The sequence below is a fragment of the Alteribacter salitolerans genome, from assembly GCF_016901055.1.
GTDB classification, from domain to species: domain Bacteria; phylum Bacillota; class Bacilli; order Bacillales; family Salisediminibacteriaceae; genus Alteribacter; species Alteribacter keqinensis.
The window spans coordinates 1-6098 of record NZ_JAFEUX010000021.1; the positions used below are offsets into that span (position 1 = coordinate 1).

The following is a 6098-nucleotide window of genomic DNA, read 5'->3' on the forward strand; positions in this document are numbered from 1 at the left end:
ATCCTATGTGCCTATATCGGAATAAGGAGATGATTTCCAATCTCCTACCGCGACGCGTCAATCTCACTCCCTTTCTTTTCTAAAATTAGAAAAGGTAAGAAGAGTATTGGATCACCACCTCAATAAATAATTTTTTTAAAAGAACTAGAAGGGATCTTAACCCCTGGTACATCAACTTTTCCCGAGGGAGTCTGCGTATATTTCATCCGCTGCGTGGGTGCATTTTTCGGATTCTCAGCTAAACACTTTCTTTCTGTCCCAGCCTCATTGTTCATATTTGCTTTATTAATTATTGCTCCTTAACAGTATTTACGCTTTTGTGGTCATTACCAATCTACTGCATCATTAAAGTCCTCAGCTCCAAATTAAGGTTCATATCACCTGCTGCTTGAATTAACATTCCGGGGAATGTTTTACGGCAAATACATCCCTCAGTGTGATGGTCCCTCCCTTTTGGTATTGGAAACTGAGAAAAGTACGACTAATTCACAAGGTAGAAATTTTTATTTCAGCCCAAGTGAGGGAGCTTGTTATTTCCTCAGTGATTTTGCAATTTGCTGTTTACAACTGAACATATATGTAATTATTCTTCTTATAAATGATTTATTTGAGTTAAGAGTAAAGAAGAAGATGTTTAAAGTGAAGGTTTAATAACAAACTACCTTTTTTCGCATGAAACCAGAGACCAGAAGCGCTCTTTTTCTATTATCACACTTCCTTCGTGTTCGAAGCAGTTCTCTATAATTAGTTTATTGGCTTGGTGGTTTTTCTCTAACTGATAAATCATTGTTGCGCTTGCTGTTAACATCAGTAAGCTTATTATAATAGCTACGATCAGATTCAGCTTGTTTCTTTTCAACCTCATCTCTCCTTCCTTCTTAAATATAAAGTTTATCAATTAATTCCCAATAAATTCCCCTGAAAATAAGAACGTACGTTCTTGTGCATCTGCCTTTTTTCCGCTAAAATAAAACAAAGGAGAAAAAGAGGTGCTGAACAAATGAAGAAAGACGATACATACGTGCTTAAAGAGACGCTGTATACTCTTATGAAGGAAGGCAAAACAAAAGAGGACATTCTCGATGCCCTCCAAAAGGTCGTCCGTAAACAGCATTACATAACTAGGCGATAGGAGAAACAATCCGTCTGATTACCAAATGTTCATCTTCCTTCCCGTCCGTACGGGCAGAAAGGGAGAATGTTTCGCACGGAGCATAAAAGAACGTTTGTTCGCATAAGCTGAACGGGAGGGAGGCTCAGGAACGATGAAAAAAGACAACAAACTAAGAGACCGGGGTACGATCAAGTGGACGAGTCTCATGCTGCCGGAGCACGTTGGGATGCTGAACGCCTGGTTTGAGGGGACGAAAAAGCAGCCGCGGCCTGAGCTTGACGAACAGCAGTGGGAAGAGATCGGACAGACCGTCTGTGAAGGAATGGCCTTTCATTCCGAGCTCGTCTTCACCTTCTGGGAAGATGGCTTTTTTTATCAGGTATCAGGGTATGCGGAGCACGTGAATACGCACAAAAGGCTTCTGTATATCCGGGATAAAGAAGAGGAGCAACACGTGATCCCCCTTAAAAACATAATCGATGTAAAAAGCGGTTGAGCACGATTTTTTTTGCAGTTTTTGACCCGGCAGTTTTTTTCACAAAGGCTGTTTCGTCAAGCTGTACCAAGACTTTGGCGTTTTCCGGCACCGCCTCAACGAAGTGCCTGAGACTCCTGTGCCATTGGGCGAGGCAAGATCCCCCAGAGCTTTAGGAGGTCACTGAAAAAGTCAAAGTCCGATAAGAACGTCACCACTTTAGGGTTCTTTGCAGCATAAAGTGGGTTTTGATTTTTGGATGTCCTAAAGGTCATTGTTATTTTTAAAGAAAGTGTTGATTGGAGCGAATGCGTGACACTCCTGCGGGAAAAGCGGGTTCCGGGGAGACCCCGCAGACGCAAAGCGTCGAGGAGGCTCCCGAACTGCCCGCGGAAAGGGAGCGCAAAAGAGCGGAAATCAACACCTGCCTTTTCTGAGCGTATTTTAAAGATAGTGGCCTTGCTTTAGCTTAAGGCTTGTCGGCACCGCCAGGAAAGCAAAGTGCACTTCGGCCTCATCTTTAATCTTTGTACTCTAAAGGAAGTGCGAATAGAAACAATTTATAAGAAAACAACGTAAAGAAGAACGGAAATAACGATCTCTGTGTCAACATTTCACGGAAAATCATCCCCGGGGTGGTGACTTAAAGAAAAAGTATGAGAAAATAAGTGTAGTAAAACCATTTCGCCGGAGTATGATTTTCAGTGGAATCAATCATTAAAGCAAAGGGTGAAGCAAGTGAATGACCAATTAGCAATTGAAGCCAGAGGGCTCGTTAAAGTGTTCGGGAAACACCGGGCTGTGGACGGGGTCGATTTGTCCATTCAAAAAGGAACGGTGTACGGCTTTTTAGGGCCAAACGGGGCCGGGAAAACAACAACGATTCGCATGCTTGCCACTCTTCTTCAGCCGGACGGAGGAGAAGCGCATATTTTCGGGCACAACATCGTAACAGAAGCAGCTGACGTTAGAGAGCGGATCAGCCTGACCGGCCAGTACGCTTCCATCGATGAAGACCTTACGGGAACGGAAAACCTCGTCATGATCTCCCGGCTCATGGGTTATAAGAGAAAAGAAGCAAAAGCCCGTGCCGCAGAGCTCCTCGCTGCTTTCGGTCTTGAAGACGCAGCGAAAAAACAGGTAAAAAATTACTCCGGAGGGATGAGGCGACGGATTGATATTGCCGCGAGTATCGTGGTCACACCGGAACTTCTTTTTCTCGATGAACCGACAACGGGACTTGATCCGAGAAGCCGCAACCAGGTTTGGGACATCGTTCGGACGCTGGTAAGCGCAGGGACGACAGTGCTTCTCACAACACAATACCTAGAAGAAGCGGACCAGCTGGCTGACCGCATTGCAGTGATCAACCAGGGAAAAATCATTGCAGAAGGAACGAGCAGTGAGCTGAAGGCATCAGTGGGAGCGGGCACGTTGAATGTCCGTCTTGCCGATCCTTTAGACCGGGAAAGAGCAATTCAAATTCTGGAGGCAAAACTGGGGACCGCCATTCACCCATCAGGAGATTCAGCTTCTCTTTCTGCCCAGGCTTCCGATGCGTCACTCGTGGCAGAAGCCTTAGGGGAACTCGTCCGGCAGGAAATCAGTGTGAGCGACTTTTCACTCGGGCAGCCGAGTCTGGATGAGGTGTTTCTCACCCTTACAGGGCAAAAAGCAGAACACAAAGAGGAGGGCGGAGTATGACAAACCAAACCGATCAGACAGCGATGAATGAAGAACGTCTCAGGGATGCGATTGCTTCCAGGACGCGGCCGAAACGTCCGAGCCCGCTCAGCTCTTCTCTTACTTTTTCATCACGGGCACTCCTCCGGATCAAGCACGTTCCGGAACAGCTCTTCGATGTAACGGTGTTTCCAGTTATCTTTTTACTCATGTTTACGTATCTTTTCGGCGGGGCGATTGCAGGCTCCACTGCGGAATATCTGCAGTTCCTTCTTCCGGGGATCCTCGTCATGACAGTGGCGCAGATTACAATGTATACAGGCATTGATTTAAATAACGACATCCGGAAAGGAATTTTTGACAGGTTCAGAACGCTGCCGATCTGGCTGCCATCGGCTTTGGTCGGTGCGCTGCTTGTGGATATGGTCCGCTATTCGGGAGCATCGGCGATTATGATTACCCTCGGTCTGATTCTCGGGTTCCGGCCTGACGGAGGAGTCGTCGGGGTTCTCGGTGCAGTGGGGATGATTTTAATCTTCTGTTTTTGTCTTTCCTGGGTGTGGACGACGCTCGGAATCATCATGCGCTCGGAGAAGTCACTCATGATGATGAGTTTCATGGTTCTTTTTCCTCTCACGTTTGTAAGTAACGTATTCGTCGATCCCCAGACATTGCCGGGATGGCTGGAAAGCTTTGTGGATGTGAACCCGATCTCCCTTCTTGTGAACGCCGTTCGCGGATTCATGCATGGGAATGTAACGGGAGAAGCAATTATGTGGGTGTTTGTTGCATCGGGAATTTTCCTTGTTATTTTCGCCCCCCTCACGATGTATCTGTACCGCAACAAAAAATAGTTTCAACCTGAAAAAGTCTTTAGGGTGCATTCTCTAAAGGCTTTTTCTGATGGTTAAAAAATCGATGAGAATGGGATTTGTTTCACGCTTTTGCACGTTAGCTTTAGTACATACGAAAAGAGATGCTGAGACACATAGAACACAGCCATCGATCGGGAAGGGAACGAATCAGCTTCGTCGGAAAAAGCGGAGCTGGAATAGAAAAAGGCGGCTCCTGAGATCTGCATCAGGAGCTGCCTTGGTGTGGTTATTCAACGACGAACTGAATTTCATCGAATTTACGGCTGTATTTGACTGTGAGGTTTTTATCTTCAAAGTACCAGAGGTCTTTCGCTTCTATTCCATATGTAATGCCGTCTTTTTCAAACAGAGCGCCAGGTTCGTCGATCTTTTCCTTACCTAACCCCAGGGAAAAGCCTGTCTGCACCGAGCCGCATCCTCCATACCGCACATGGATTCTGACAGAGTCTCCTTCAGTGAGGTCAAATTCATCATGAAACCAGCGGATAGCCGGTTGTGTAATCTTGATTTCCACACGTTCACTTCCCCTCTGAAACTGATTTCTCTATCTTATCAGATAATTGACAGAAAAGAGAGCAGCAGGTGATGGAAGCTGGAAAAAAGACAGCAAAAAAAGGCAGACGGTTGGCTCTGCCTTTTTTTATTTTATTAATAAAGGGGTTACTAAAATCGTACAATGGTTGAGCCTGTTAGTAAACATGGACTTCGGAGCATTCTGGCTGAGGCTGAAACAGGTGAAAAGTAGGTGAATTGAGGAAAGGAAAGGAATACGAGAATAGTACTTATTTGCAGATAATCGGATGTTTACACTGAAATAAGGCTGCTCATTGATTTTTTGGGCCTTTTGTTACGTTCGTTCAATAACAATTCTGCCGGCAGTAGGAAGGGCCTGAAGCACGGCATTTGAAATGTTTTGCGGTTCCTGAAAAGCGCCGATTTGGACGCCATCAACGATGACTCTGAAAACTCTGGACACTGGAGTGAGGTTAAAGATTCTTGCAACCCCGTCTGCATGCCCTTTTGCCACTGCATGAAGCCAGTCGGAACTTTTCATTAATGCAGCATCCTGGGCGTTATCAATAAATCCGTTCTCCGTAAGGATGGCAGACATATTGGTTTCACGCAGGACGTGGAAGTTTGCGCTTTTCTTTCCTCTGTTAACGAGGCCGTTTACACGCGTGATCTCCTGATGCATGATATCCCGTCTTTGTGCGGTAACGGATGTGGGCGACAAGGAACTGTGAATGAAATCTTCATATCCTCTTGTGGTTCCATTAAAAGCGTTGCAGTGAATGGAAATATAATAATCAGCGCTCCAGCTGTTGGCATCGTTCGTCCGCTGGGCAAGGGTCCGTGTAACATCCGTTGTACGACTCATACGTACCTCAACACCCTGGTAGTCATTTAAGAGAATGTCTCTCAGTCTGAGTGCCAGATTCAAGTTCACGTTCTTCTCCAAAAGTCCGTTTCCTGTTGCGCCTGGATCTGTTCCTCCGTGACCAGGATCTATATAAATTTTTACCATCTTCTCACCTCCTCTTTATATCAGCATATGCATCTGAATCATTTTGGTAGAGGTGGAAGACTAGATTTTTAAAAAATAGATAGAGTAGGTATTTACAGGTTTTTGGTCATAACCACATTTGTTGTATCGTATCCGAGACGATTATAAGGGTCGATTACGGGAATAAAAGAGGCTGGGACATAAAGAAAGTGTTTAGCTGAGAATTCGAACAATGCGCTAACATAAATATACGCAGACTCCCTCGGGAAAAGTTGATGTACCAGGGGTTAAGATCCCTTCTAGTTCTTTTAAAAAAATTATTTATTGAGGTGGTGATCCAATACTCTTCTTACCTTTTCTAATTTTAGAAAAGAAAGGGAGTGAGATTGACGCGTCGCGGTAGGAGATTGGAAATCATCTCCTTATTCCGATATAGGCACATAGGAT

General features: G+C 45.2%; 6 protein-coding genes. 4 read left to right on the plus strand and 2 right to left on the minus strand.

What is annotated here, in order from left to right:
- Window positions 1-1000 precede the first annotated feature (1000 nt).
- The 4 genes from JSY36_RS20770 (at window position 1001) to JSY36_RS20225 (ending at window position 4126) form a co-directional block, all read left to right on the plus strand.
- Window positions 1001-1132 carry a hypothetical protein gene (locus JSY36_RS20770; RefSeq protein WP_272873340.1) on the plus strand — a complete coding sequence of 44 codons (132 nt, stop codon included), beginning with the start codon at window positions 1001-1003 and terminating at the stop codon, window positions 1130-1132.
- Between the two features lie 133 nt (window positions 1133-1265).
- On the plus strand, window positions 1266-1610 hold the full coding sequence (locus tag JSY36_RS20215) for a YolD-like family protein (RefSeq protein ID WP_205167742.1): 345 nt from the start codon (window positions 1266-1268) through the stop codon (window positions 1608-1610).
- A gap of 708 nt (window positions 1611-2318) precedes the next feature.
- Complete coding sequence (locus JSY36_RS20220) at window positions 2319-3293, plus strand: ATP-binding cassette domain-containing protein (protein ID WP_122901205.1); 975 nt, start codon at window positions 2319-2321, stop codon at window positions 3291-3293.
- The gene (locus tag JSY36_RS20225; protein WP_122901207.1) at window positions 3290-4126 is read left to right on the plus strand and encodes an ABC transporter permease; all 837 of its coding nucleotides are present in this window, start codon (window positions 3290-3292) and stop codon (window positions 4124-4126) included. Before JSY36_RS20220 ends, JSY36_RS20225 begins: the two co-directional genes overlap by 4 nt.
- Window positions 4127-4373: 247 nt before the next feature.
- Here the strand turns inward: JSY36_RS20225 and JSY36_RS20230 are convergent, their stop codons facing one another.
- Complete coding sequence (locus tag JSY36_RS20230; RefSeq protein ID WP_205167743.1) at window positions 4374-4661, minus strand: iron-sulfur cluster biosynthesis family protein; 288 nt, start codon at window positions 4659-4661, stop codon at window positions 4374-4376.
- A 333-nt stretch (window positions 4662-4994) separates the two neighbouring features.
- Entirely contained in the window at window positions 4995-5672 is a 678-nt protein-coding gene (locus JSY36_RS20235) for an N-acetylmuramoyl-L-alanine amidase family protein (protein ID WP_205167744.1), read from the minus strand.
- Between the last annotated feature and the right edge of the window lie 426 nt (window positions 5673-6098).